This is a genomic window from Vibrio sp. OPT46, assembly GCF_015163535.1.
GTDB lineage: Bacteria > Pseudomonadota > Gammaproteobacteria > Enterobacterales > Vibrionaceae > Vibrio > Vibrio alginolyticus.
This window is the reverse complement of sequence record NZ_JADDYG010000285.1, coordinates 1-1,046: the sequence shown is the minus strand read 5'-3', so window position 1 is coordinate 1,046 and position 1,046 is coordinate 1. Positions and strand designations below refer to the sequence as shown.

Here is a 1,046-nt window from a genome sequence, read left to right as displayed (position 1 = left end):
TCGTAAGATTGCAGGAATTCCCATGTCTTCGAGAAGAAAACCCGAGGTCGAAGCTCCCTTTAAAATTTACACCGTTGGAGCTGGGGAAATCAAAGAGCGTATCGCAATCAAAGAAACCGATACCGGCTTTCGCACTCAAGGTGGTGATCTACAGTATAAAAACCAGAGACTTGATGCAGGACTTTGGAAAAATATTGGAGGAGATGCTTCAAAGTTAGTGACAACTAGGGAGCTTGAACAAGCGCGAAGCCTAGCTAAACATCAAATAACTATGCTTAAAGAGTATGTATCTAAACTACCGGAATTGATCACTAGTTTGGAGATCAAACTTAGTAAATACGAAGATTAAATATCAATTAATTATACGGATAATTAGCTTAGAACATGAAATCCAATTTCGAGACAAACACTGGTCTTAGGTTTATCTCAAAAGCTGAGACTGCATTTAAGATTCACATCCATACACCCGAAGATAAAATTCTTCATAGATCGGTTGGTTATATCCGTATTGGAGAGAAGAAAGGTTTAAAGAAAGCTATTAGGTTAAGGAACGAAATCGGCATAAAATTGTGGGGGAAAAAGCTTTGGAAAAGAGTCTTGAATGAGCCTGAACTGTTTACCCGATTACCCCATAGTCTAGAGCCGAAACTAATAGAAAAGAACGCACCTATTAAATCAGACCCTCGAAGAAAAAAACTCCATTATTTGGCCAAGTGGTATGTATATGGTGATGACGGATCATTATCGACAAAGACTACAGTTGTGTCCGTGGAGAAGTATGGAAAGTTAGGGGCGTATAATAAAGCTAAACGTAAACTTACCGAAGTTTATAAAAATGAAATTGAAATATTATCTTACATGGATAGATTTAGTATTACTCTAGCTAAGTGAATGAGAAAATTATTAAAATGAATAAGAAAAAATTTGTCGTTTCTACAGAGACAAGCATTGATACAGCCTATCGGCATTTCTGTAAAGCCAAAACAGATGATAGCTTAGACATCATGTTTGAAGGTGCTGAAAAGCAATTGGCAAATTTAGATTGT

At 36.7% G+C, this 1,046-nt stretch carries 2 protein-coding genes; both read left to right on the top strand.

Annotation, left to right across the window (positions count from 1 at the left end):
- Positions 1-349 (top strand): hypothetical protein (locus IQR33_RS12720; protein ID WP_228013878.1); only part of this gene is annotated, 349 nt, incomplete at its 5' end.
- A 35-nt stretch (positions 350-384) separates the two neighbouring features.
- Positions 385-891, top strand: coding sequence for a hypothetical protein (locus IQR33_RS12715; RefSeq protein WP_029811849.1), 507 nt, complete (start codon positions 385-387; stop codon positions 889-891).
- The last annotated feature ends 155 nt before the right edge of the window (positions 892-1,046 follow it).

Excerpts from the sequence above, each read along its gene's own strand:
- IQR33_RS12715 (WP_029811849.1), top strand. The coding sequence starts at position 385 with ATGAAATCCAATTTCGAGACAAACACTGGTCTTAGGTTTATCTCAAAA.